The organism is Spirochaetota bacterium (assembly GCA_017999915.1).
Taxonomy (GTDB): Bacteria; Spirochaetota; UBA4802; order UBA4802; family UBA5550; genus RBG-16-49-21.
Window position 1 is genome coordinate 149172 of record JAGNKX010000009.1, and the last position, 24352, is coordinate 173523.

A 24352-nucleotide genomic window follows, 5' to 3' on the forward strand; every position below is an offset into this window, starting at 1 on the left:
CCCCCTGTCGCGCCTCAGAGGGCCGCGTTGACGATGCCGGCCAGCTCAGCGGCCGTGAGCTGCACCGGGTTGGCCTTCATGCTGCTGGCCTTCCGGGCCTGCTCCACGATGGCGCTCACATGGTCCGCGGTGACGCCGTAGCGCGACAGCCCCGGTATGGCCAGGTCCGCGCAGAGGGACCCGAGCCAGTCGACAGCGTCCTCCACGGCGCCATGGGGGTCGCCGGTGAGGATCGCCGCCGCTTCCCGGAACTTTTCCAAAACTTCGGCCGATCCGTGGTTGCGGGCCCCGCGCCAGTTGGCGAGGAACACCCGGGGAAGCAGTACCGCGCACACCGCGCCATGGGGCGATGCGGGGAACATGCCGCCGATCACAGCGGCCAGGCCGTGGACCGCTCCGAGGCCGGCGTTGGCCAGGGCCATGCCGCTCATGAGGGAAGCCAGGGCCATGTCCCTGCGCGCGTCCCGATCGCTCCCGTCCTCATAGGCGATGTGAAGGGACGATGCGGCGAGGACCATGCCCTCGCGGCAGAGGGAGTCCGTCAGGGCATTGGCCCGGGACGACAGGAAAGGCTCGATGAGCTGGGTCAGGGCATCGAGGCCGCAGGCGGCGGTCTCCTCCGGCGGAAGCGAATAGGTCAGCTCCGGGTCCACCACCGTGACCCGGGGGATGATATGAAGACTCCGAAGGCTTACCTTGATCCGGCGCTCCGGCGACGCGATCACGGAATTTTTGGTCACCTCCGAGCCGGTCCCGGCGGTGGTGGGCACGGCGATGCAGGGGATCCCGGGCCGCTCCAGGGGCCGGGCCCCGCCGATCACCTCCAGGTGGTCCATGAGGTCGCCGCCGTTGGTAACGAAGGCCGCCACTGCCTTGGCCGCATCGATGACGCTGCCGCCGCCGATACCGATAACTATCGCAGGCGAGAACTTCCGCGCCGCCTCGATCCCTTCCCGCACTATGTCCACGGTGGGCTCGCCCCGTACCGGGAACAGCTCAACGTGGATGCCGGCGGCGCCGAGGGACTTGACCAGGCCGTCGTGGCGCCCCGGTGTCTTGCCGGTGACCACGAAGGCCCTGTTCCCATAGGACGACGCCATCTCCGGCACCTGGCGTACGGTCCCCTCGCCGAAGAGGACCCGGCCGGCCGTGGAAAACTCGAAGGTCATGCCGTGGCCCAGCCGTTGTCGTCGGGATACACTCCATAATATTTCACGCTGCTCCGCGGCTCCGCCATCATGGGGGCCACGGCATCGCGCCATGCAGCGTAATGGGCCGTTTCCTTGTGGCGCGCCGTGGCGTCGCTGTCGCGATAGACCTCCACCAGTACAAACCGCGTCGGGTCGTCCTCTTTCTGGACCACATCGAACCGGGCTATCCCCGGCTCGCGCACGCTCTCGGAGGCGTTCTGTATGGAGGCCATCTTGAATTCTTCGATACGCTCTGGTTTTACGTGGACATTGACATGGACGATAAGCATCGGGATCCTCCCTGCATGATTGGTATTTCCATCATCACAACAGTACGGCAATGCAAAGCCACGGCAAAAAGACGGTTTAATAATTGACAAAGGGAAATTATAACGGCACTGTAACTGGACTTTTTTCAACTATATACGCTGTCAATCCAGGTAACAATTGTATTGATCCCAGGTCAAATATCAACATATTTTTTATGTCCTATGACGCATATCAATGTTACAAATCTTCGTAAATCGATTTCGATTCTCATTGCCTGTATTATCCTCATGATTGGGGGCAATACACCGGTGATGGCCATCGGCGCCGACCAGAACCCCATCGGCATCAAGTGGCGGGTCATCCTGACGCCCCACTTCAAGGTCATCTATCCGGAAGAGATCGAAAAGGACGCCCGGCGGGTGGCCGCGACCCTGGAGCACGCTTATCCACATGTCACAAAGTCCCTGAAGTTCAAGCCGAAGCGCCTCCCGGTGCTCCTCTACACGCAGTCGGTCGAATCGAACGGCATGGCGACCTACATGCCCCGGCGAACCCAGTGGTGGAACACGCCGTCCCAGGAATCCTTCGCCGGGGCCAACGACTGGTATACCGAGCTGGCTATCCACGAGTTCCGGCACATCGTGCAGATCGACGGCATGGACCGGGGCTTCAACAAGTTCCTCCACGTCCTCTTCGGCGAGCAGGGAGTGCTGGCCATGCAGGACCTCTCCGTGCCCTGGTGGTTCTTCGAGGGCGACGCGGTGGGCGTGGAAACGGCCCTCACTTCGAGCGGCCGCGGCAGGGTTCCTGAATTCGACGTGGAGCTGCGGGCCCTTCTACTCTCGGGAAAGCGGTACAAGTATTTCAAGGCCCTGTTCGGATCCTACAAGGACTGGGACCCCCTGAGCTCGCCCTATCTCCTGGGCTACTACATGACGACCCACGTGAAGAGAAAATACGGCCCCGACGTCTGGGCCAGCATGATGGTGCGGGCCACGTGGTTCCCCGTGTTTCCGCACTGGTTCGACTTCATGCTGATCAGGGAGACCGGCAGCAGCGCCTACTCCCTTTACAAAGACACCATGGACGAGATGGAGGTCCTATGGAAGGCGCAGCTCGACGGCCTCGCTTTCACCGACGCCAGGCCGCTTCATAAGACCACGCCGAAGTACTGGACCTACAACAACGCGCCCCAGTACGGGCCGGACGGGAGCGTCATAACCCTGCGCTACGGCATGAGGGACATCTATTCGCTGATGAGGATAGACCCTGTCACGGGAAAGGAAACCAGGCTCTGCTACCCGGGGAAGATCAATTACACCGCTCCCTCCGTGGGGGGCGGCCGCATCGCCTGGTCGGAGCAGATACCGGACCTCCGGTGGGGCCAGCGCAGCTACTCCGTCATCGTAACCTACGACTTCGCAACGAAAAAAAAGCGGACCCTCACGCGGAACACGAAGCTCTTCGCTCCCGCCCTGTCGCCGGACGGGACGAGGATCGCCGCGGTAGAATACACCCCGGAGAATGAATGCTCCCTGGTGATCATCGACGCGGACACCGGCAAGGAAACGGCGCGCTACGCCGCCGGAGAAAGGGAATTCATCCAGACGCCGCACTGGTCCCTGGACGGGAAATCGATCGTGTACATGAGGATAGACCGCCTCAGGGGAAAGGCCATCGCTCTCATGGACGCCGGCAGCGGAACATCGGCCGACATCGTGCCCTATACCAACAAGAATTTATATTATCCCGTTTCCGACGGCAGGCATATCTTTTTCGTTTCGCCCCACTCCGGCATCGACAACATCTACGCGGTCAATATCGCGACGAGGAGGATATACCAGGTGACGAGCAGGAAGTTCGGCGCCTATTATCCCTCCCTCTCACCGGACGGCAAGAAGCTCGCTTTCAACGACGTCACCGCCGACGGATACACCGCAGCGGAAATGGACCTTGATCCGGCGAAGTGGACCCCCATCGAGAAAGTGCTGGACCGGAGCGTCCGCTACTACGAGCCCCTCATCTCCCAGGAGGCGGGGGGCGACATCACGAAGGAGATCCCCGAGGAAACCTACGAGTCGAAGAAATTCAACCACTTCACGCACCTCTTTAACATACACAGCTGGCTCCCCATGGCGGACCCTTTGTCGCAGGACCTCTCCCTGACGGTCTCGTCCCTGAACCTCCTGGGCACCACGGAGATATCGGCCGGGTACAACTACAACTGGAACGAGCGCACCCACGCAGGCACGGCCGCAGTGAGCTACGCAGGATTGTACCCGGTCATAGACGCCACCGTCTTCTATGGGAGCCGCGCCTCCACCTACGACACGTCCTATTATTACGGAATGATACAACAGACTCACCGCTACCAGTGGAGGGAGCTGCGGCCCTCCCTGGGGCTCAGGGTGCCCCTGAACCTGTCCCGGAGCCGCTTCGACACCTATCTCACCCTGGGGGTGCGCGGGAGCTACACCATGGTGTACGCTATGAGTTACCCGACGGATTACAACACGCCGAACCGGAACCATAACGGGCAGTTCATCCCGATCACCTATTACGCGAGCTTCTACAACGGCTACCAGTGGTTTGCCGACATCCACCCGGTCATCGGCCAGTCAATCGACATTATCTACCGCCATACGCCCTTCAGGGGCGCCACGAGGGGAAGCCTCCTGTCGGTGAGCGGGACCTTTTATTTCCCCGGCATCCTTCCGCACCACAGCCTCTTCCTGCAGGGCGCCTACGAGAGCCAGGCCCCCAATGATTACCGCTTCGCCAGCCAGGTGCTCTTCGCGCGGGGCTACGACTATGAATTCTCGAAGTACATCGCCAAGGGAGGCGTCAACTACACCTTCCCGATCTTCAACCCGGACTGGAACCTGCTCCACGTGCTCCACTTCAAGCGGTTCTACGCCAATATGTTCGGCGACTACGCCGTGGCCATGCACGGATCGGAGAAGAAGCTCCACGTGACCCAATACTACCGCTCCGCCGGACTGGAGCTCTACGCCGAACTCTATCTCTTCACCATCGAGGTCCCCGTCATACTGGGAGTGCGCGGCTACTACCGCTTCGACCAGCATGACGTATACGTCCGCCCCTACGGGTTCGAATTCCTCTTCGGCATAGGCTCGGATTTCATGACGGTTTTCCGGAGAAGGAATTACCAGTGACCGGCGCAATTTATCACTTGACTATTTTATTAATTTTATTATCCTCAAAAACGGCGGCGGATATACGCGTCGATAAAAAACCAAGGAGACCGGACAGATGAAAATGCTAAGAAACATTGCCATTCTTATAGTTGTCGGATTTGTCATGACGATCGCATTCGGCTGCAAGGGTAAGAACTACGTGAAACAGCTGGGCGATATTGAAGCCAAAACCTGCGCATGCGCGGACAAAGCCTGCGCCGAGGCCGCCTTCAAGGACTTCATGGCCGTTGTGGAGGACATGAAAAAAACGGAGGCCAAGGTGACGAACGAGGACGGCCAGAAGCTCGGTACCAGCACCGCCAGCATCGTGAAATGCCTCATGGCCAAGGGCGTTTCTCCCCTCACGATCCAGCAGGAAATGCAGAAGTTCAAATAGGGATATCGAATCATAACCATTGATGAAAAAAGCCCCTGCCCGGGGCTTTTCGATTTTAATAGAACCTAAAAAATCCGCACGTCCCCTGTCTTGCCTTTGTCCTTGAAGACGGATTCGATGTATTCCGCTTCCAGCCTCATGAAGAGCGCCGCGTCATCGCTGCTGATCGATTCCTTGCGGACGGTCCCGGTCTTCGGCTCAAAAACGATCTTTTTCCGGTCTGAGCCGCCCAGGTCCTTGTCCTCGACCGCTATTTTTTCCAGGTTGAAGTACTGTTCCACGAACTGGACGTTTCCCCGGGCTATGTCGTTCAGGCGCTGGTCGCCGCTGCTGACCGAGCCCGACCCGTACAGCTTCGCCTTGAGACGCTTCCGGTCGCCGCCCAGCTTGACGATATCCCCGAGGAGATATTCCATGCTGGCCACGCCGTGACGGGCGATCTCGTCGGCGACGATCCCCTCGGTGCCGATGGTCCCCGGAACGATGAAGTGGCACATGCCGCCGATGCCCTTATCCATGTCGTAGAGGCACACCACGACGCTGGAACCGGTTACGGTGCCGATTATGCGGTCGCTCGACGTGGCGAAGAACTCTCCCGGCTTCAGAACGTGCAGCCCGTCATCGAACAGCTTCTTGCCTTGATCTGCCATATCATACCTCGCTCTTTCTTAATCGTGCAACGAACAAAACTGTCATGATGCTCTGAGACGTCACCATGGATGCCGGAAGGGCCCAGGGCCAGCGCCGGGAAAACTACGAAGCTTGCTCAACATATTGCGGCGGTAATTCTTGATATTAATAATAATGAATTTTTCTGATTTTGTCAATTACATTACATGGGCAGGGGCGTATATCCATCTGTTTTACGAAGTTAAAGGCTCAAGTTCTTCTTGACCAGACTATCTTTTTTACTGATCCGATATCCTTTCCTCATGAGAGTACACGTTGATATCATTCCCCCTGGCAAATCCCACGACCGTGATACCCAGTTGATCCGCCAGGTCGAGGGCGAGGCCGGTGGGCGCTTTACTGGAGATAACGACCGGCACGCCCACCCGCGCCGATTTGATCAGCATCTCGGACGATATGCGGCCGCTGAGAAGGACCGCCATGTTTGAAGTGTCCATGGAATTGAGAAAAACATGGCCCATGATGCGGTCAAGGGCATTGTGACGGCCTATGTCCTCATAGAGCGCCACAATAGCTTCTCCCGCCGCCAATGCCGCGGTATGGACACCCCGGGTCATGTGAAATATTTTAGAGGCCCCATCAAGCTGTTTGGCAAGCTCGAGCACCTGGCGTACTGAAAACACGGCATTCCCTTCGATGGGATTGACCTGTGACGCGTCATTGGCGTAGTAGAGGGAGGGGCGTCCTTTCCCGCAGCAGCTTGTGAAATTCCTGCAGAGGAATCCCTCGGTTTGAAGCTCCTTTTCGCGTGTTTCGATCCAGGCCACCCCCTGGCCCTCGCGCAGGAAAAAGTCCTGTATGTCATCAGGCTGTTTCAGTATTCCCTCGCCGGCAAGGAAGCCGACGATGAGCTCTTTCTCAAACCCGGGCGAGCAGACAAGGGTGGCGAATTCTTCGTTATTAAGCATGATCGTCAGGGGCACTTCTTTAACGACCGGATCGTCCTCGATACGAGACCCGCTGCCGCGTATTTTCTTGACCTTCCTCAGGTCAAAGATAGTGTTCAATGTTTCCATGTCATCCATCCCGTCAACGGAGCGCTCCTCCGGTAATGACTATTATTAAAGGGTCCTGATGATCCGGCTGCCGTCGCCGGCGTCGAATCGAGGCCGCCTGATAATAACGCTTTTGCTATCAGCTCATCGCTTCAAATCGAAAAATCGTTGTTTCCCGCATCGGAAATTTTCTTGTCTTTATACTTCCGAATCAGGTCTTCGAGGGTAAAGGTATCGAGAAAATCCAGCAGGAGGGAGCTCATTTCGGCCCATACTTCGCGGGTGGCGCAATCCGTCGATCGATTGCAGACCTCGGCCTTCGTCACGCAGTCGACCAGGCAGAGGTCGCCTTCGAGGGGCTCGATTATTTCCCTGAGCCTGATCTCCGACGCGGGCCTGCTCAGGATATAGCCGCCGTGGGCGCCCCTGAAGGTCGTCACCAGCCCCTTCGCTTTCAAAGGAATAATTATCTGGCTCAGGTATTTTTCGGATATCTCCTCGGCGCGCGCTATGTCTTTAAGAAAGATCGGATCCTTTTTCTCGCTGGCACCCAGGGCCAGCATCAGCCTGACACCATACCGTGAACGAGTGGACAGCCTCATTGGCGGATCTCCGTAAAGTGTATATACTACTAATTCAGTAGTGTATCAAAAGCATACCCCTTTTTGTCAACATTTTTTATTTTTCCTTGGTCCGTGCGAAACCTGTTAACAGTATAATTTTTTTTGGGGGGGGGCATGGAGCCATCCCGGCGAGCAGGCGACATGGACGTCGCCGATTCCACCGAGTCTACAGGATGTAATACGAGGCGGACGAGCGGGATGGCCCAAGCCCCCTCACTTTACAACTGCTACCCTAAACTTTCAGCATCAGGTCAACGATCCGGTTTGCATAGCCCCATTCATTATCGAACCAGAGGAAAAGCCTGAAGAGCCTCTTTTCATTTTTCATGTTGGCCCGAAGGGACAAGGGCGAGTCGTAGAGGGATGATCGTGCCTCGCCGATGACATCGGTGGAAACCAGCTCCTCGTCGCTTGTGCCGACGATATCTTTGAGATATGTTGCCGATGCCGACCGTAAAGCCTCATCCACCGCGGCGAACGAAGAATCCCTTTGGGTCACGAATGAAAAATCCAACAGCGAAGCCTCCGCCACGGGAACCCGCAAGGCGACTTCACCTATTCTGCCTTTCAGGGAAGGGAAAAATTCATCTATCACCGTTGACGTCTTTGCCGTGGACGGGATAATATTCATGGCTGCGGACCTCCCGTCGCGAAGGCCCCTGGGCGAATAGGCATCGACTATTTTTCGTGAAGCCGTGAAAGGGAGCAGCACCGCCATGTGGCCCGATTCAACGGGGATGCCTGATTTTTCCAGGGCATGGATAACGGGCACTATGCAGTTCGTCGTACAAGAGGCCCCTGACAGGACATGGTGCCTCTCCCGGTCATAGTTATTGTCATTGACCCCGCCGATTATGGTCTTAACGCCGGGGTCCCCGGTAATGTTAGAAACTATCACCTTTTTCGCGCCCGCCTTGAGATGGCGCGAAGCGTCTTCGAAGGTCACGCACAGCCCCGTCGCGTCGAGGACGATGTCGATTTCATGGTCCTTCCATGGAAGCAGCGCGGCGTCCTGAACAGCCGGGATGATCCTGATCGAGGAGCCGTTCAGGACGATCATGTCATCCTTCTCTCCGCAGGTCTCGCTTTTCCCGGAATGGACGGAGGCGTCAAGCCTTCTATGGACCGAATCGTGCTTTAGCTGGTACGCGTAATACCGCGCGTCGTCGGGAAAATCGGCAATGGCCGCCACGCTGATTGTTTCTCCCGGCACACCCCGCGCGCAGAGCGCCCGCAGCACCATTTTACCTACCCGGCCGAACCCATTGATTGCCACGCGTTTCATGATCGATACACACCCGCACAATAATTATCATTCCCCGGTCCGGCAGCCGCGTAACACCGCGCGGACCGGCATCGCCGGGCCGGGGTTCGACGTATACTCCTCAGGAAGCGCCGCGCCAATGCAACACAAAAATAAAAAATCATTCCACCGCGTCATCCGCGATCGCTACCGGGCGCCGTTGCCGCCGAAGAGCCAGGTGGAAAGATACCGCTCCCCGGTATCGGGAAGCAGCACCACGATGGTCTTGCCCGCCGATTCTTTCCGCTTCGCCACCTTCAGCGCCGCCCAGAGCGCGGCCCCGCCCGATATGCCGGCAAGGATCCCCTCCTCCCGCGCGAGGCGGCGGGATGTTTCCCCCGCGTCCGTGTGCGCAACGGTTATGATCTCATCGACAGCGTCCCTGTTGAATATCTGCGGGACAAAGCCCGCACCGAGCCCCTGGATCTTATGCGGTCCGGCACTGCCGCCGGACAGCACCGGCGAATCCGCCGGCTCTACCGCGATGATCCTGACCGAGAGCTTTTTCTTTTTAAGCGCCTCGCCCACGCCGGTCACGGTCCCGCCGGTGCCCACGCCGCCGATGAAGATATCGACGGCGCCGCCGGTGTCGCTCCATATCTCCTCGGCCGTGGTCCTGCGATGGATCTCCGGGTTGGCCGGATTGTTGAACTGCTGCGGCATGAAGCTGTTCGGCGTGGTTTTCACCAGCTCTTCGGCCCTGGCGATGGCGCCCTTCATGCCCAGCGACCCTTCGGTGAGAACCAGCTCCGCCCCGAGGATCTGCAGCAGCTGCCGCCGCTCCACGCTCATGGTGTCGGGCATGGTGAGGATCAGCCGGTATCCCCGGGCCGCGCATACAAAGGCCAGGGCTATGCCGGTATTGCCGCTCGTGGGCTCGATGATGACCGTTGTGTCATCGATCTTCCCCTCTTTTTCAGCGGCCTCTATCATCGCGAGGCCTATCCGGTCCTTCACGCTCGACAGGGGATTGAACGATTCCAGCTTGGCCAGGACGACCGCCTCATTGGGATTATTCAGCCTGTTGAGCCTTACCAGCGGCGTATTTCCTATTGTCTCCGTGATATCATTGTATATTCTGCTCATATGCGCCTCCTTTCAATTCAAAAATTCCATATAACTCCATCATGACGCTGCCCTGCCGATGGCCTGGTCGATATCGGCGATAATGTCGTCGACATGCTCGATGCCGATGGAAAGCCGAATGAAGTCCGGCTTTACCCCGGTCGCGAGCTGCTCCTCCGGAGAGAGCTGCTGGTGCGTGGTGCTGGCGGGGTGGATGGCCAGGGACTTGGCGTCTCCCACGTTGGCGAGGTGAGACAGCAGTTGAAGCGAGTTGATGAACTTCTTTCCCGCTACAGCCCCTCCCTTGATGCCGAACCCGACGATGGCCCCGGCGCCCCTGGGCAGATACTTCTTCACCCGCTCTTTTTCCGGACTTGACGCAAGGCCGGGATAGTTCACCCAGGATACATCACGGTGTTTCTCGAGATACTGCGCCACGGCCAGGGCGTTCTCCGAATGGCGCGGAAGCCTGAGATGGAGCGTTTCAAGGCCCTGCAAGAAGAGAAACGAGTTGAACGGCGACAGGGCCGGGCCGATATCGCGTAACAGGTTAACGCGCGCCTTTATAATGTAAGCGATATTGCCGATAGGCTTCAACGCCTCCACGAAACTGAGTCCGTGATAGCTCGGATCTGGGTCGGCGATAAGGGGAAACTTGCCGTTGGTCCAGTCAAACTTTCCCGAATCGACGATAACGCCGCCGATGGACGTGCCATGGCCGCCTATGAACTTGGTGGCCGAGTACACGATGATGTCGACGCCATGGTCGAAGGGCCGCAGGATATAGGGCGATACCGTATTATCCAGGATGAAGGGGATGCCGTTATCATGGGCCGTCTTCGATATTCCTTCCAGGTCCGCCACATCGAGCTTCGGGTTGCCGATCGATTCCGCGTAGACCGCCCTGGTTTTCGGCGTGATGGCCTTCCTGATCGCGTCCAGGTCATTGGACTTCACGAAGGTGACCTTAATGCCGAGCTTCCGGAACGTATAGTGGAACAGGTTGTAGGTTCCGCCGTAAAGGTTATCGGCCGAAACGATCTCATCACCGGCCTGGGCGATATTGAGGATCGATAGGGTTATGGCCGATTGACCGCTTGCCACTGCCAGGGCCCCGATGCCTCCCTCAAGGGCCGCAATCCGCTTCTCAAAAACGTCCGTTGTCGGATTCATCAGCCTGGTGTAGATATTGCCGAATTCCGCGAGGGCGAAAAGATTTGCAGCGTGGTCAGTGTCGTTGAACTGATATGATGTTGTCTGGTAGATCGGCACTGCCCGGGAACCGGTGGTTGGATCCGGCTCCTGGCCGCCATGGAGGGCCAGTGATTCAATCCTCAATTCTTCATCAATTTTGCTCATTGAAATCCTCCTAAATTTATATACCAGTAATCTTATAGATTTAGTAGTAATTATAATTTAAGGCTTTTTTTGTCAATAATAAATAATAGAATTATTGCGAAACTGCGTCTCGCCCTCGCAGGATAGCCCCTGCGGTGGGCTTTTAAGGGGCTTCGCCCCTTAACCCCGATTAAAAGAATCAGATTTGCAACAACTCGAATATTTATTTAAAAATATTACCCGATAGTTATCGGTTGAATACTAAAATTATTTATGCTATACAAAAAATAGCTAAACATTTGTGTGTACTAACCGATACTAATTATGTCAATACTTAAGTAAAAAAGGAGCACCTTCATGATGATCAACAAAACCACTGAATACTGGAACTACCGTCAGCCGCTGCAGGCCGGACCGGAGCGGGCGCCGCGTTTTCTCCGCAGGGACACGACCACGGCCAAAGGCGCCGATGTCGTTGATATTTCCGATGCGGCCCGGAGGCGGATGCTTGAGAAAAACAGCACTCCCCTGGTAAAATCTATCATGAGCTTTTCCCGCGAGATAGGGGAGATGGTGCGGACTTCAGAAAAGGATTACGATAACAATCGCGCCGCCAGGATCGAAGCGCTGCACAGGCGGGTCCGTGAAGGGTCCTATGATTTCGAGGATGGCTCCACGATGGAAGCGACGGCCTCCTCCCTCATGGCCCGGATGAATTCCCGGAAGAACAGCCCTGATTGCGCCTGAAATGACTGGACATCAATGGCCCTGGCCCTATACTGTTTCCCGGCCCGGAAAAACCGGGACAGGGAATCATGAAATTCGATTTTGACAGGATCATCGACCGCACCGGAACAGGCTCCTTCAAGTGGGACCTGGCGGACTCTATCTTCAAGGGATCGGGACTCCTCCCCCTCTGGGTCGCGGATATGGACTTTGAATCGCCCCCGGAGGTGGTGGCCGCCCTGGAAGAGCGGGCGCGCCACGGCGTGTTCGGATACACGGCGCCGATGCCGGAATACTTCCGGGCCGTGACGGACTGGTTCGAAAGGCGCCACGGATGGAGGATCGCGCCGGATTGGATCGTCCCCGCCCCCGGCGTGGTGCCGGCGCTGAACCTCCTCATCCAGACCTTCACCGAACCGGGCGACGGCGTCATCGTGCAGAAGCCGGTCTACTATCCCTTCATGGGCGCGATAAAGAACAACGGCCGGGTGATCATCAACAATCCCCTGAAGCTCGAGGATAAGGCCTACCGCGTCGATTATGATGACCTGGAGCAGAAGGCAAGGGATCCCAGGGCTCGGATGCTGATCCTCTGTAGCCCCCATAACCCGGTGGGACGCCTCTGGACGAAGGAAGAGCTGAAGAGCATCGGCGACATCTGCGCCGCCCATGATCTCCTCGTCATATCTGACGAGATCCACTGTGACCTGACATTCAAGGGCAATCGCCATGTTCCCTTCGGGTCCATCAGCCCCGGTTTTCTCATGAAATCCATCACCTGCACGGCGCCTAGCAAGACCTTCAACCTGGCCGGTCTCCAGACCGCAAACCTGGTCATAGCAAACCCTGAATTGAGGAAGCGCTACAACCGCACCATAGAATGCCTCGGCCTCAAGTGGCCCAATCTCTTCGGCGCAGAAGCCCTCATCGCCGCCTACCGCCACGGCGATGAATGGCTCGACCAGCTGATGGATTACCTCGACGGGAACCTCACCTTCCTCAAGGAGTTCATCGTGGAGAAGCTGCCCCGGGTGAAGGTGATCGAGCCCGAGGCCACCTACCTGGTGTGGCTCGACTTCAGGGAGTACGGCCTTGGCAATGAAAATCTCAAGAAGCTTCTCCGCGACCAGGCCCGCCTCGCCCTGGACGACGGTTACATCTTCGGCTCCCCCGAAGGGGACGGCTTCGAACGGATCAATATCGCCTGCCCCAGGGCGATACTGGAGGAGGCGATGGAGAGGATGCGGGGAGCTCTGGAAGGACTCTAACGTATTCGGTGCACAATCCCCTCATCCCCCGGCTCCTTTTTATCCTCACCCGGAACTATTTGACAGAGGAACCATAACCGATTACATTTAATATAGAGATATTTTTCCTGCGCATCATCCAGATAAAAGGAGGCGCACAAATGAAACTGGCGGCGATAACCGGATGCGACAGCGGGATCGGCAAATCCCTCGCCGGCCTCTTCGCCGGCGCCGGCTACACGGTCATCGCGTCATATCTCGAGCAGAATCCCTTCCCGGGCAGGAACAACATCATGGCGCACAGGCTCGACCTTCGCGACGAATCGTCGATCATCTCCTTCGCGACCCTGGTCAACCGCTACTGCAGCGAGGGGCATCGCCTGGAATTCTTCATCAACAACGCCGGCGTCGCACTGGGGGGCCCCTTCGAGAACCTGCCCCTCGAATCGTACCGCGCGGTGATGGAGATAAATTTCCTCGGCCTGGCGGCCCTCACCCAGAAGATCCTTCCCTGCCTCATCAGGAGCAGGGGCCGTCTCGTGGTGAACGGCTCCCTCGCGGGAAGGATCGCCCTGCCCTTTCTCTCCCCCTACACGGCGTCGAAATTCGCCCTCGAGGGATGGTGCGATTCCGTACGGCGGGAGCTGAATCCCATGGGAGTGAAGACAATCCTTCTCGAGCCGGCGGGGATCGCCACCCCGATCTGGAACAAGGCCCTTAACCAGGACTCCTCCTTCGCTGACCAGAAATACCGGGAAAGCCTCCGGGCTTTCAGGGAGAATTTCATCGCCGGCGGCACCAGGGGCATGGAAACCGAAAAGGCGGCGGCGCAGATCTACCGGTTCATCACCAAAGCGCGCCCCCGGGAGCGGTACATCATCGCCCGCAACCGATTTCTCTCGCGGCTGGAAACACTCCTTCCCAACCGGCTTCTCGACGCGCTGGTGGTGAAAATGTTTTCCATGCGTTACGGCGATAAAAAAAGCCGCTGAGAGCGGCTTTAAATCTTTGCTGCAGTTGCGACACGAACGTTTCGTGATCGTTTGGACATTACTGTTTTCAAGTCATCATTGATTTATTATTTTGAAGCGGGAACAAGCTCATGAATATCCAGGGGCAGGGCCTTCTCATCCCGCCTGACCATTGTGATGGCGCCCTCGGGGCATGCTTCAGCGCAGTTCCCGCATCCCATGCAAAGGCTCGGATGGACCTCCGGGATTGATTTTTCATTATTCCTCGTAATGGCCCCGAAGGGGCAGATGGATACGCACTCGCCATGGCCCTTGCATTTCGCGGCATTTATTGACATGCCGTAGCCCGAATGGGCCAGGGAGCTTTCCATGATATCCAGCGACCCGAAGAGCTTATGGGCCGAAATGGAAACGCAGCATTCGGGGCAGCAGTTGCAGATCGCGTACATGCGGTCGCCGGCCCCGTCCTTGCAGTAGGCGTTTGTCACGTAACCCTTTTCCTTGCACAGCGCGAGAAGATCAAGGGCCTCGTCACGGGTAAGCTTGATAGGGTTCGCGCCCTTGTTATGCTCCAGCATGAATGAAGAGAAAGGCTCGCCGATGATCATGCACTTGTTCGCCGGCTGGCAGTCGTGCTTCCTGGCGTTGCGGCAGGCGCATTCCACCGCGACGATGGAATCGGGGTTCTGGAAAATGATCTGATGCGCCATGTCATAGGGAATGACTGATTTGGCGAGGTCCCGCGGAACAGCCACGTCCTTGTCAAGCTTGACGATTTTTCTGGCGTCCTGCACAAGCATTATCTTGCCGTGGTACCTGCTGGTGAGGAATCTGATAATGGGAATAAAGAGAAATTTATTCCCTTTATTGATTATCTTCCCCACGATAGTGAAGGCCCTCGCGATTATCCCTACGTATACAGATATATACTTCAGGTAGAGATATCCGTCTATTTTCAAATAGAGATTTTTTCCATGGAGATTGAACAACTGTTCCGTCGATGATTTCATGTAACTACCCCTCCCGGTCTATTTTTTGTTAAACAGCCGAACAGGGAATAATCCCTCCGGCTGCTTGATAGTTTGCTCCGAGTTCAGCGGATGCCATGGCATATCGCAACCCAGCATCCATGTGCTTTGAACGCCTTTTGCCCAGAGGCACGACGCTTTTTCATCGAAACATTTGTGGATTCTCTAGTACTCTGACCCGACTGTATGGTAATATAAACAGTATAATATTAACCTGACGTGTCATGTCAGAATAAAGAATTTATATACTCATTGCCATATGTTATTGTGTTTCTTAATGGACCTGACGCGTCAGGTTTTTATCAAAATAGTTATATTCACTTGAAAAAGTCAATAAAAATATATCAATAATTGGGTGATAGGGTGAATATTATCTGTTTGGTATCACAGACAACTCCGAAGTGGTCCTTTTTTTCTTACCTGTCCGGTCAACTACTTTGTTTCCATCATAACGATACAAACATCATCGTTAATTGCCATAGTACCGCAGAAATCGAATAATCCCTGTATGATGGTTTGCACAAGTTCAGATATCGGCCGGTCCCTGTGTTTCAGAATAATATCGTTCATTAACGTATTCTCAAATTCCTCCTGCCGGGAATTCCTGGCCTCCATGAGGCCATCCGTGTAAAAGAGAATTCTATCGCCCGGGTTGAGCACCGTCTCTCCCTCGGTGAAGGCGATTCCAGCCTTAACGCCAAGGAGAATGCCTTCAGAACGGAGCTCCTCCATCGCACCCCCCGCTCGCAGAAGGTAGGGATAGGGGTGGCCACCTCGGGCATACCGGAAGATCCTCGTTCCCGTGTCATAGATTCCGTAAAATGCCGTAAGGAAATTATCCTTCGTGAGACCGATGATTTTATTATTGATGCACGCCATGAATTCACTGCATGAGTGTTTTTCCTGGCCGGCTGTATGCACCAGGGTCTTCACCATGCTGCTTATAAGGGCAGCGGCGACACCGTGTCCCGACACGTCGCTGATGAACACACCGATGCGATTGTCTTCGCCAAACCTTATGAAATCATAAAAATCGCCCCCCAGTTCAGCCAGGGGAATGAAGGATGAATAAAATTCGGCACCATCCACGACAGGCGGTTCCTGGGGAAACAGGTTAATCTGTATTGACCGGGCGAGGAGCAGGTCATGGAAAATCTGGTCGTTTTTTTGCTCGATATAGCGGTAATTCTCCTCAAGCTCACGGGTCTGTGAATCGATTACCGCAGCCTGCCTGAATCGGTTGTAGCGCATCCTGTTCTGGCTTATGGCGAGGGCAACGCAGATGGCCGATACCACGAAGGGCATGGTCAGGAATACCATCCGGGCAACGGCGATTTCAATAGTGAGCAGTATATGGATGGCAAGAACAAGAAGCGGAGCAAGAAGCATCAGCGCGAGGGTCATGACCTCCCCGCGGTAACCCAGGAACACCAGGAAGATCACAATAACGAGCCATAAAACCGCCGCGTCATAGAATTCGGAGCCGGCGGTGATCATGACAATGCCGTTCATCATTAAAACTGAGCTCAATAGAAGAAGTATATAAATGGTCCGCACCAGGGCATGGTGTTTTGGCGGAGCGTTTTTTATCATTACAAGAAACAGTAACGCAAACACAAAGGGAGGTGTCCTAAAAAAAATAATCTGCCAGGGAAGCGAGAAGACAAGCAGGTCCAATAACGCGAAAACAGGAATCAATAGCAGTGCAATGATAGCCCCGATCCGCCCGAGATGTATCATGCGCGAATAGACATATTCTCTGAACCTGCTGTCAATGTCTGTATTGTTGCGTTCATGCATAGATTGATTTTTTATGATCCCCTCACCTGAAGCCGGGATTACTCATCAGGGCCGATAAAAGCGATATACCGGGCCTTATCTGAAATGATTATGGCATTACTGAAGCCCATGGCAAGCAAAAAGTTCCGGACAGGTGCTTTTACTTCTGTGCCGCTTCCACAGGACCCGGTCAGTACTTCTTCTTCCTCAGGAACGGCACCTTTTCCTGCTTGCGGTATACGTATCATATTCATCCGCAGCGCCCCGGTGATGTTTAAAGAAAATGGCGGCAACTACAATTTTATGCGAATAACTATGCAGGAATTGAATAAATGGGCCTGGCATGTCGGATAATTTTTTCTCTTTATGATGCTTTTTTACTTGATTGCTGAGATACTTTGGTGTAATTTTCGCATACAAAATACAGAATACCATGATTATTTACTATGGTCACAATTGATCTGACACTAACTAAAGACCTGACGGAAATGCTGGCAAAAAGCCTTCTCTTCCGTGATCTGGAGGCCATCGGTTCTTATTTGTTAAAGGACTACAGCGCTCATTTATATGGCAGCATACCGAAACATATTACCATTGCGCCGCTGAAAGCGGCAACCATTCTTGTTTCCGAATGTCAATCACGGGGCAAAATCAAGGATCTTCTATCATTTGTAATCGAGTTGGACGGCACGCTGCTCAACGGGAATATCGTCAAGCTTATAGGGCTTGAAAATATTCTCTACCGCCTGTCCCGAACCGGCGTTTATTTTGACTTCATGAAACGGAAATTCATTTCGTCCCATGAGAACAAGGATATAATGCCAGGCTGGGGAGTGCTCCGCGAAGGCAAGGAATATCAGATCATTATCGCATCGATAGACATATGCGGCAACTCCAAGCTTGTTCAGAAGCACAGTCCCTCTGCGATGGAAAAGGTTTATTATAAATTCAACAATTTTTTAAATAAAAGCTTATATCATTATAACGGCCGGGTGTGGTTCTGGGCCGGCGATGGCGGCATAATCGCGTTTCGGAAAGATGACGGCATCAACAACGCGGTGGCATGCTGCATAGAGGTGCTTTTCACGCTGCCATTATTCAATTCAATGCCCGATAAACCGATCGAGGATAACATCGAGCTCCGCATCGGGATGGATGCCAATACCATCAAGTTTTTTAACGATACAGGGCGAATCGTTTCCGATGTCATCAACTATGCCTCGCATCTTGAGAAACAGGGCACATGCCCCAACGGGCTGAGCATATCCCAGGACATCTACAATGAGCTTTCCCGGGGTTTGAAGAGCATGTTCAATCAGGAAATAAAGTTTAAAGATAGAACCGCTTATACCATGTCATACGATTATTTTAAGGCTCTTGAAAACAAGAAAAAGCGCCAGCCAGTGGCGGGACAGCAGTGAGGGACGGGAAACCGTTCGTTTAGTCCCTTGAATAATGCTCATGAGAGACTTCCCCCGGAAGGGGGACTTTGTATTTTGAAAGCGCGGTCGCGTGACCGCGCTTTCAAAAAGGCCGCCTCCACCCGTGAGGGTTTGGGAGGCGGGACAGCTCCAACCATATCATTACTTAAGCCGCGCATCCAGGTGCTTTGAAAGCCTCTTGCCGAGGGACACCACGGTCCAGACCACGGGCGCGCCCAGGGACGACGGGAACACGCTGGCGTCGCAGCAGTAAAGGTCCTTGATCTGCGTCTCCAGGTTGGTGTCCAGCACATGGCCGATGCGGCAGGTCGCGGACGGATGGGCGCCGGCGGCCTTCATCGGATAGACGCTGCTCTCCTTGGCGCCGGCCTTCTTGAAGATCTTCGTGATGATCTCCACGCCCTTGTCGATCTTCTTCTGGTCGTTGGCCGTGAGGGGCTTGGAAAAGGCCCTCCCCTTTTTGATCTCGCCGGTGGTATCGTCCTGCACCTTCACCATGATGCTGGTATACCGCATGAAGTTGGCCATCTTCAAAAGATGCGTGGGTCCCGACAGCGCGATAATCCCCAGGAAGAGCGCCCAGTTCGGGGCCACCGGCAGGATGCAGAGGCCGTCCTCGTCATAGTGCTCGATGGTACCCACGCTCATCGGCGTGGCCCCCAGGGAGTTGGTGCCGGGGATGATCCCCTGCACGAAGGAGAGCCAGTCGCAGCAGAGGCCCTTGCCCGCCTCCTCGATGCCGGCGCCCCGGAGCATATGCACGTTGTTCAGGCCCCCCGAGGAGAGGACCACCGCCTTGCCGTAGTACCGCTCGCCGTTCTTCAGGGCAACGCCCACGGCCCTGCCGTTCTCCACGATCACGTCCTTCACGTTGGCGTGGAGCTTCAGGTCCGCGCCGCCGGCCACCGCCTCGTCGCCGAAGACGCGGCCGGTCCACTTCGCCCCGGTCTTGCACCCGAGCATGCAGTTGCCGGAGCCGCTGCACTTGCCCGGATCGATGAACTTCTCCACCTTCTGCCAGTGGTAGCCCAGGCTGTTGGCCGCCTCCAGCAGGCGCATGTTGTTCTCGCCGATCAGCTCGTCCGGCATCGGCTGGATCCACATCTCGCTCTTCGCCTCGGCCGCCTCTTTAGCAAGGTCGATCCCCAGGGGGGCGAATATCTTCTTGGGCGGCGGCACCGCGCACCCGGCGGCTATGTTCGAGGCGCCGCCGTAGTTGTTCACGAAAATGACTATATCCTTGTAGTTGCGCAGCAGGGTCGGCAGGTCGATCATGGTCGCCACCGTGGCCGTATTGCCCAGCCACTCCATGCGGCCGCCCTTCTCGAGGAGAAGGACCTTCTTTCCCTTCTTCGTCATCTCCCGGGCCACGGTGCAGCCGGCGGCCCCGCTCCCCACTACGATCACGTCGTATTGCTTCTTCTGTTCCTTTTTCATTGTATGGCTCCTTTTAGTTTCTCAGCGCGTATGCGGATTTTCTGGCGTGTTCCCTGACCAGATCCAGGTCGAGGGGTCTGGATTTATCAGGATCGGCATACAGCCGTATGGCTTTATTGGGACAATTCTCGACACAAAGTTCGCAGCCATGACATTTTCCCTTGTCATAGGACCAGCCCCGGCCATTGATGCTGACAGCGCCGAAATGGCAGGTCTGTACGCAGGTGCCGCATTTCCTGCATTTTTTGATATCATGTTCCACGGAATAGCCGGAGACCTCTGTCATGTAGGTTTTCGGGTCGATTTTCCTGGTCAGGGCGGTTGCCCTGAGGGATACGCAGGTGTCGGGGTGACAGTTGCAGATGACCCCGGTGCTGCCGCCGGTGGCCACTTTGAAAAATGCCTGGGTGATATACCCTTTCTTCCTGAAAGATTTTATTAGGTCCAGGGCTTCTTCCTGGGAGACCACACGGGGATTGTATTTTTTGCACCGGTCGAGCCAGAACTTGCCGGTGCCGCTGCCGACAAAGAGGCATGAATTAATGTGTTCATCCTTATCGCCGAGGGCCTTCTTGCAGGGACAGTCCATGACAACGATGAATTCAGGATCGGTGAAGAGGATCTTTCGTGCGTACTTGAACGGAACGATCTTTTTATTCTCTTCCCCATCAAAATTGATGTTTTCATTAAGTTCAAATATCTTTTTAGTGTCCGCCGCTGACAGGACCTTGCTGTGGTAGCGGCTGAAAATGAAGTTACCCGCATATTTCAGAGGCTTCAGCCATGTCAGGTACTCGAGAGGCTTGAAAGCCATAGAAACGGTTTTGACATAAGGGTAATACCATGCGAAATATAGGTAATTATGGATTGCCCTGTCGATCCGCCAGCCATGCTTTTTCATTAATAATTTTGTCGATTCTCTCATGCTCTGACCCCCTCCAAATTTGGTTTCATAAACTGATGGAAAAATTGGTTAAATTGACCTGATGTGTCATGTCTAATATTTGAAATTAAATTTCTTTATAAACATTATTGATATTTATAAAAATAAATGTACCTGACGCGTCAGGTCTATTTTAATACTACAATTTCAACTATATAAGTCAATAAAAATTATAACAACCAGACGGTTGAACAGTAATTAATTGTTATTTAATCTTTTCGTAAAAATTTAATTATACATTTTTTACAATATATTCATATTAAGATTTTTAAATACTGATATTCTTTGAATAATACATTAGTTTATAACACTATCACTTTAAACATAAGTAAAAAAGGCCATACAGGATCAGTAAAGCATCTATACCAGCCATGATGTAAATTATAACCGGCTCTATGATTATTAAGAAAATTGGGAATCATGGATGCAGTGCTGTTCATCACTTTAGAGCTCCGGTATAAAAAACAGGTAACCTGCAAACCGGATTATATACATCAATTTTCGGCTAACAGATGTTAGTATTTATATAAAAAGCATCCTGGTCTTGTAAAAAGCGTCATATCATTAATATGCAATAATGTCACAATTATAATAAAGCTGCTCCATTGGGGCCACATCAAACTTTTTCTAATTGAAATGTCTGGCATAGCTTTATATACTGCCTCATGTCAGTGGCACAATCGATAAAGACAATATACAATTCTGTCCAGATCCAGGGAACAACGATGCAGCTTAAAAAGAACGAAATTCGCAAACAACGTCTTATCGAAGCGGCAAAGAAATTATTTTCGGAAAAAGGCTTTTACAGCACCTATGTCGATGAAATCATTAAGGAAGCCGGCGTCGGCAAAGGCACCTTTTACAGAAATTTCAAGAACAAGGAGGATATTTTCGTATCGCTTCTCTTCATGTTCCTCAATGACTGGCAGAGTTCCGTTTCCATCGGCATAGATAAAAACATATCCACGTCCTATATCGATTACATCAAAAAAGTCGCGCTGGAAAGCTTTATCTTTTTTAAAAAAAACGAAGAGCTGTCAAACCTCTACTTTCGCATAGCCCCCGGCCTGAGCGCAATCATCGAGCCCTATTTAAAGAATTTCGAAATCCAGATGCTCGATTACATCATCAAAGATCTTGAAAAAGCGCGCGACCTCGGATATCTCGACAAATCCTTCAATGTCAAACTGGCGGCGAATATCGTGGCAGGGGCTTTTTTCCGGGTTCATTATTACTATTTTACCCTTAAAAGCGACGAAGCGGCATCGTCGAACATTGAAGAGCTGGTGAACGAGTTTTTCAACATGCTGTTTTTCGGCGTCCTCTACAAGAACAGGCAGCCTGCGCAGTCCTGAATCAGCACAAAATGCCCCGGTAAGGCTTCCTGCCTTACCAGGGCTTCAATCGTTACATCCTATGTGGGGTTCTACAGGGCAATATGCCCGACTCATGCCATCACTTTTTCTTTTATTCTGTCAAGGTCCAGCGGAAGCGGCTTGCCGGAATCGACGTACAATTCCAGAGCTCCATTAGGGCAGCTCTCAACGCAGAGCTCGCATCCCCTGCACTCAGCGCTGCCGTATTCCCGTTTCCCGCCGTTAAATGTAATCGAGCCAAAATGGCAGACCGTGGCGCAGGTGCCGCATTGTTTGCATTTCTTCGGATCGTGTTTCACGGAATAGCCCGATGTGGTCGACACGGGCACCACGCCGTCGCCCAGCTTTTTGGTGAGCCGAGTCGCGATAAGGCTGAGGCAGTAATCGGGATGGCAGGTACATATGACGCCGGTGCTCCCGCCGGTGGCCACCTTGAAAAACGACTGGTTTATGTATTTCTTTTTTCTCAGCCGGGAAATTATCTCCAGCGCCTCCTTCTGGGTCACCCTTCGCGCGTTATACTTCTTGTTATCCAGCCAGAATTGAGCGGCCTTGCCGACCATGAAGCATGAGTTCAGGTCTTCCTGGGGGGCGCCGGTCGATTTTTTACAGGGACAATCCATCACCGCGATGAATTCTGGTTCCTGGAATATTATCTTCGTCGCATACTTATATGGTATAATCTGTTTGTTTTCATCTGAAATAAGACGAAGGTCCTGGTTCAGCTCGAATATCTTTCTCGTGTCCTTCATCGACAGGACTTTTGAATGATAGCGATGAAAGATGAAATTGGCCACCGGTTTCAGCGGCTTGAACCACATGAAGCGCTTCAGGGCGAGAACTCCGGTGGTGAGCGTTTTTATGTAAGGATAATAGTATCGAAAATAGATATAATTATGGATAGCCCTGTCATAGCGGCGGCCATGCTTCTTAAAAATATCTTTCGTCGATTGTTTCATGGTTCCTCCCGTCAGATAATGCCAAAAACGACAAAGATGGCCAATCCCACTGTCAGGGATCGGCCATCCGGTATTACCTATTTAAGCCTTTTATCCAGGTGCTTCGCGAGCCTCTTGCCGAGGGACACCACGGTCCAGACCACGGGCGCGCCCAGGGACGACGGGAACACGCTGGCGTCGCAGCAGTAAAGGTCCTTGATCTGCGTCTCCAGGTTGGTGTCCAGCACATGGCCGATGCGGCAGGTCGCGGACGGATGGGCGCCGGCGGCCTTCATCGGATAGACGCTGCTCTCCTTGGCGCCGGCCTTCTTGAAGATCTTCGTGATGATCTCCACGCCCTTGTCGATCTTCTTCTGGTCGTTGGCCGTGAGGGGCTTGGAAAAGGCCCTCCCCTTTTTGATCTCGCCGGTGGTATCGTCCTGCACCTTCACCATGATGCTGGTATACCGCATGAAGTTGGCCATCTTCAAAAGATGCGTGGGTCCCGACAGCGCGATAATCCCCAGGAAGAGCGCCCAGTTCGGGGCCACCGGCAGGATGCAGAGGCCGTCCTCGTCATAGTGCTCGATGGTACCCACGCTCATCGGCGTGGCCCCCAGGGAGTTGGTGCCGGGGATGATCCCCTGCACGAAGGAGAGCCAGTCGCAGCAGAGGCCCTTGCCCGCCTCCTCGATGCCGGCGCCCCGGAGCATATGCACGTTGTTCAGGCCCCCCGAGGAGAGGACCACCGCCTTGCCGTAGTACCGCTCGCCGTTCTTCAGGGCAACGCCCACGGCCCTGCCGTTCTCCACGATCACGTCCTTCACGTTGGCGTGGAGCTTCAGGTCCGCGCCGCCGGCCACCGCCTCGTCGCCGAAGACGCGGCCGGTCCACTTCGCCCCGGTCTTGCACCCGAGCATGCAGTTGCCGGAGCCGCTGCACTTGCCCGGATCGATGAACTTCTCCACCTTCTGCCAGTGGTAGCCCAGGCTGTTGGCCGCCTCCAGCAGGCGCATGTTGTTCTCGCCGATCAGCTCGTCCGGCATCGGCTGGATCCACATCTCGCTCTTCGCCTCGGCCGCCTCTTTAGCAAGGTCGATCCCCAGGGGGGCGAATATCTTCTTGGGCGGCGGCACCGCGCACCCGGCGGCTATGTTCGAGGCGCCGCCGTAGTTGTTCACGAAAATGACTATATCCTTGTAGTTGCGCAGCAGGGTCGGCAGGTCGATCATGGTCGCCACCGTGGCCGTATTGCCCAGCCACTCCATGCGGCCGCCCTTCTCGAGGAGAAGGACCTTCTTTCCCTTCTTCGTCATCTCCCGGGCCACGGTGCAGCCGGCGGCCCCGCTCCCCACTACGATCACGTCGTATTCCTTTCTTTGCTCCTTCTTCATGGT

The 24352-nt window shown here is 54.5% G+C and carries 22 protein-coding genes; 7 read left to right on the forward strand and 15 right to left on the reverse strand.

The window, feature by feature from the left end:
- Nucleotides 1-14: 14 nt before the first annotated feature.
- Both KA369_14320 and KA369_14325 read right to left on the reverse strand, forming a co-directional pair.
- Nucleotides 15-1169, reverse strand: a complete 1155-nt coding sequence (locus KA369_14320; GenBank protein MBP7737150.1) for an iron-containing alcohol dehydrogenase — start codon at nucleotides 1167-1169, stop codon at nucleotides 15-17.
- A complete protein-coding gene (locus tag KA369_14325) occupies nucleotides 1166-1480 on the reverse strand; it encodes an antibiotic biosynthesis monooxygenase (GenBank protein MBP7737151.1) in 315 nt (104 codons plus the stop codon). The genes KA369_14320 and KA369_14325 overlap by 4 nt, the downstream gene beginning before the upstream one ends.
- Before the next feature lie 291 nt (nucleotides 1481-1771).
- Here KA369_14325 and KA369_14330 point away from each other — a divergent pair, with 291 nt between their 5' ends.
- Nucleotides 1772-4636, forward strand: coding sequence for a PD40 domain-containing protein (locus KA369_14330; GenBank protein MBP7737152.1), 2865 nt, complete (start codon nucleotides 1772-1774; stop codon nucleotides 4634-4636).
- A gap of 97 nt (nucleotides 4637-4733) precedes the next feature.
- The gene (locus KA369_14335; protein MBP7737153.1) at nucleotides 4734-5054 is read left to right on the forward strand and encodes a hypothetical protein; all 321 of its coding nucleotides are present in this window, start codon (nucleotides 4734-4736) and stop codon (nucleotides 5052-5054) included.
- Nucleotides 5055-5119: 65 nt separating this feature from the next.
- Here the strand turns inward: KA369_14335 and KA369_14340 are convergent, their stop codons facing one another.
- From KA369_14340 to KA369_14365, 6 genes are all read right to left on the reverse strand, one after another.
- Entirely contained in the window at nucleotides 5120-5704 is a 585-nt protein-coding gene (locus tag KA369_14340; protein MBP7737154.1) for a chemotaxis protein CheD, read from the reverse strand.
- Nucleotides 5705-5962: 258 nt separating this feature from the next.
- Complete coding sequence (gene fdhD, locus KA369_14345; protein MBP7737155.1) at nucleotides 5963-6760, reverse strand: formate dehydrogenase accessory sulfurtransferase FdhD; 798 nt, start codon at nucleotides 6758-6760, stop codon at nucleotides 5963-5965.
- A 131-nt stretch (nucleotides 6761-6891) separates the two neighbouring features.
- Nucleotides 6892-7341 (reverse strand): Rrf2 family transcriptional regulator, encoded by a 450-nt coding sequence (locus tag KA369_14350; GenBank protein ID MBP7737156.1) that lies wholly within the window; start codon nucleotides 7339-7341, stop codon nucleotides 6892-6894.
- A gap of 253 nt (nucleotides 7342-7594) precedes the next feature.
- Nucleotides 7595-8647 (reverse strand): type I glyceraldehyde-3-phosphate dehydrogenase, encoded by a 1053-nt coding sequence (locus KA369_14355; GenBank protein ID MBP7737157.1) that lies wholly within the window; start codon nucleotides 8645-8647, stop codon nucleotides 7595-7597.
- Nucleotides 8648-8812: 165 nt separating this feature from the next.
- On the reverse strand, nucleotides 8813-9751 hold the full coding sequence (gene cysK, locus KA369_14360) for a cysteine synthase A (protein ID MBP7737158.1): 939 nt from the start codon (nucleotides 9749-9751) through the stop codon (nucleotides 8813-8815).
- A gap of 39 nt (nucleotides 9752-9790) precedes the next feature.
- Nucleotides 9791-11089: a homocysteine synthase gene (locus KA369_14365; protein MBP7737159.1), complete on the reverse strand. Its 1299-nt coding sequence runs from the start codon at nucleotides 11087-11089 to the stop codon at nucleotides 9791-9793.
- Between the two features lie 336 nt (nucleotides 11090-11425).
- On the opposite strand from KA369_14365, the gene KA369_14370 reads away from it, so the two are divergent.
- From KA369_14370 to KA369_14380, 3 genes are all read left to right on the forward strand, one after another.
- On the forward strand, nucleotides 11426-11815 hold the full coding sequence (locus KA369_14370) for a hypothetical protein (GenBank protein ID MBP7737160.1): 390 nt from the start codon (nucleotides 11426-11428) through the stop codon (nucleotides 11813-11815).
- 68 nt (nucleotides 11816-11883) lie between these two features.
- Nucleotides 11884-13062 carry a pyridoxal phosphate-dependent aminotransferase gene (locus KA369_14375; protein MBP7737161.1) on the forward strand — a complete coding sequence of 393 codons (1179 nt, stop codon included), beginning with the start codon at nucleotides 11884-11886 and terminating at the stop codon, nucleotides 13060-13062.
- A gap of 140 nt (nucleotides 13063-13202) precedes the next feature.
- Entirely contained in the window at nucleotides 13203-14033 is an 831-nt protein-coding gene (locus KA369_14380; GenBank protein ID MBP7737162.1) for an SDR family NAD(P)-dependent oxidoreductase, read from the forward strand.
- An 86-nt stretch (nucleotides 14034-14119) separates the two neighbouring features.
- Here KA369_14380 and KA369_14385 read toward each other — a convergent pair whose 3' ends face one another.
- The 3 genes from KA369_14385 to KA369_14395 form a co-directional block, all read right to left on the reverse strand.
- A complete protein-coding gene (locus tag KA369_14385) occupies nucleotides 14120-15022 on the reverse strand; it encodes a 4Fe-4S binding protein (GenBank protein ID MBP7737163.1) in 903 nt (300 codons plus the stop codon).
- Nucleotides 15023-15472: 450 nt separating this feature from the next.
- The gene (locus KA369_14390) at nucleotides 15473-16555 is read right to left on the reverse strand and encodes a serine/threonine-protein phosphatase (GenBank protein MBP7737164.1); all 1083 of its coding nucleotides are present in this window, start codon (nucleotides 16553-16555) and stop codon (nucleotides 15473-15475) included.
- A gap of 323 nt (nucleotides 16556-16878) precedes the next feature.
- Nucleotides 16879-17073: a hypothetical protein gene (locus KA369_14395; protein MBP7737165.1), complete on the reverse strand. Its 195-nt coding sequence runs from the start codon at nucleotides 17071-17073 to the stop codon at nucleotides 16879-16881.
- A 192-nt stretch (nucleotides 17074-17265) separates the two neighbouring features.
- On the opposite strand from KA369_14395, the gene KA369_14400 reads away from it, so the two are divergent.
- Nucleotides 17266-18240 carry an adenylate/guanylate cyclase domain-containing protein gene (locus tag KA369_14400; protein ID MBP7737166.1) on the forward strand — a complete coding sequence of 325 codons (975 nt, stop codon included), beginning with the start codon at nucleotides 17266-17268 and terminating at the stop codon, nucleotides 18238-18240.
- A gap of 162 nt (nucleotides 18241-18402) precedes the next feature.
- Here KA369_14400 and KA369_14405 read toward each other — a convergent pair whose 3' ends face one another.
- Both KA369_14405 and KA369_14410 read right to left on the reverse strand, forming a co-directional pair.
- Nucleotides 18403-19698, reverse strand: coding sequence for a GMC family oxidoreductase (locus tag KA369_14405; GenBank protein MBP7737167.1), 1296 nt, complete (start codon nucleotides 19696-19698; stop codon nucleotides 18403-18405).
- Between the two features lie 13 nt (nucleotides 19699-19711).
- Entirely contained in the window at nucleotides 19712-20623 is a 912-nt protein-coding gene (locus KA369_14410; GenBank protein ID MBP7737168.1) for a 4Fe-4S binding protein, read from the reverse strand.
- 743 nt (nucleotides 20624-21366) lie between these two features.
- On the opposite strand from KA369_14410, the gene KA369_14415 reads away from it, so the two are divergent.
- Nucleotides 21367-21996, forward strand: a complete 630-nt coding sequence (locus tag KA369_14415) for a TetR/AcrR family transcriptional regulator (GenBank protein MBP7737169.1) — start codon at nucleotides 21367-21369, stop codon at nucleotides 21994-21996.
- Between the two features lie 92 nt (nucleotides 21997-22088).
- Here the strand turns inward: KA369_14415 and KA369_14420 are convergent, their stop codons facing one another.
- Nucleotides 22089-22976 (reverse strand): 4Fe-4S binding protein, encoded by an 888-nt coding sequence (locus tag KA369_14420; protein MBP7737170.1) that lies wholly within the window; start codon nucleotides 22974-22976, stop codon nucleotides 22089-22091.
- Between the two features lie 77 nt (nucleotides 22977-23053).
- Nucleotides 23054-24349 (reverse strand): GMC family oxidoreductase, encoded by a 1296-nt coding sequence (locus KA369_14425; protein ID MBP7737171.1) that lies wholly within the window; start codon nucleotides 24347-24349, stop codon nucleotides 23054-23056.
- Between the last annotated feature and the right edge of the window lie 3 nt (nucleotides 24350-24352).

Coding starts and splice junctions, on each gene's coding strand:
- KA369_14320 (MBP7737150.1), bottom strand. CDS start 1,169: ATGACCTTCGAGTTTTCCACGGCCGGCCGGGTCCTCTTCGGCGAGGGG.
- KA369_14325 (MBP7737151.1), bottom strand. CDS start 1,480: ATGCTTATCGTCCATGTCAATGTCCACGTAAAACCAGAGCGTATCGAA.
- KA369_14330 (MBP7737152.1), top strand. CDS start 1,772: ATGGCCATCGGCGCCGACCAGAACCCCATCGGCATCAAGTGGCGGGTC.
- KA369_14335 (MBP7737153.1), top strand. CDS start 4,734: ATGAAAATGCTAAGAAACATTGCCATTCTTATAGTTGTCGGATTTGTC.
- KA369_14340 (MBP7737154.1), bottom strand. CDS start 5,704: ATGGCAGATCAAGGCAAGAAGCTGTTCGATGACGGGCTGCACGTTCTG.
- fdhD (MBP7737155.1), bottom strand. CDS start 6,760: ATGGAAACATTGAACACTATCTTTGACCTGAGGAAGGTCAAGAAAATA.
- KA369_14350 (MBP7737156.1), bottom strand. CDS start 7,341: ATGAGGCTGTCCACTCGTTCACGGTATGGTGTCAGGCTGATGCTGGCC.
- KA369_14355 (MBP7737157.1), bottom strand. CDS start 8,647: ATGAAACGCGTGGCAATCAATGGGTTCGGCCGGGTAGGTAAAATGGTG.
- cysK (MBP7737158.1), bottom strand. CDS start 9,751: ATGAGCAGAATATACAATGATATCACGGAGACAATAGGAAATACGCCG.
- KA369_14365 (MBP7737159.1), bottom strand. CDS start 11,089: ATGAGCAAAATTGATGAAGAATTGAGGATTGAATCACTGGCCCTCCAT.
- KA369_14370 (MBP7737160.1), top strand. CDS start 11,426: ATGATGATCAACAAAACCACTGAATACTGGAACTACCGTCAGCCGCTG.
- KA369_14375 (MBP7737161.1), top strand. CDS start 11,884: ATGAAATTCGATTTTGACAGGATCATCGACCGCACCGGAACAGGCTCC.
- KA369_14380 (MBP7737162.1), top strand. CDS start 13,203: ATGAAACTGGCGGCGATAACCGGATGCGACAGCGGGATCGGCAAATCC.
- KA369_14385 (MBP7737163.1), bottom strand. CDS start 15,022: ATGAAATCATCGACGGAACAGTTGTTCAATCTCCATGGAAAAAATCTC.
- KA369_14390 (MBP7737164.1), bottom strand. CDS start 16,555: ATGATGAACGGCATTGTCATGATCACCGCCGGCTCCGAATTCTATGAC.
- KA369_14395 (MBP7737165.1), bottom strand. CDS start 17,073: ATGAATATGATACGTATACCGCAAGCAGGAAAAGGTGCCGTTCCTGAG.
- KA369_14400 (MBP7737166.1), top strand. CDS start 17,266: ATGGTCACAATTGATCTGACACTAACTAAAGACCTGACGGAAATGCTG.
- KA369_14405 (MBP7737167.1), bottom strand. CDS start 19,698: ATGAAAAAGGAACAGAAGAAGCAATACGACGTGATCGTAGTGGGGAGC.
- KA369_14410 (MBP7737168.1), bottom strand. CDS start 20,623: ATGAGAGAATCGACAAAATTATTAATGAAAAAGCATGGCTGGCGGATC.
- KA369_14415 (MBP7737169.1), top strand. CDS start 21,367: ATGCAGCTTAAAAAGAACGAAATTCGCAAACAACGTCTTATCGAAGCG.
- KA369_14420 (MBP7737170.1), bottom strand. CDS start 22,976: ATGAAACAATCGACGAAAGATATTTTTAAGAAGCATGGCCGCCGCTAT.
- KA369_14425 (MBP7737171.1), bottom strand. CDS start 24,349: ATGAAGAAGGAGCAAAGAAAGGAATACGACGTGATCGTAGTGGGGAGC.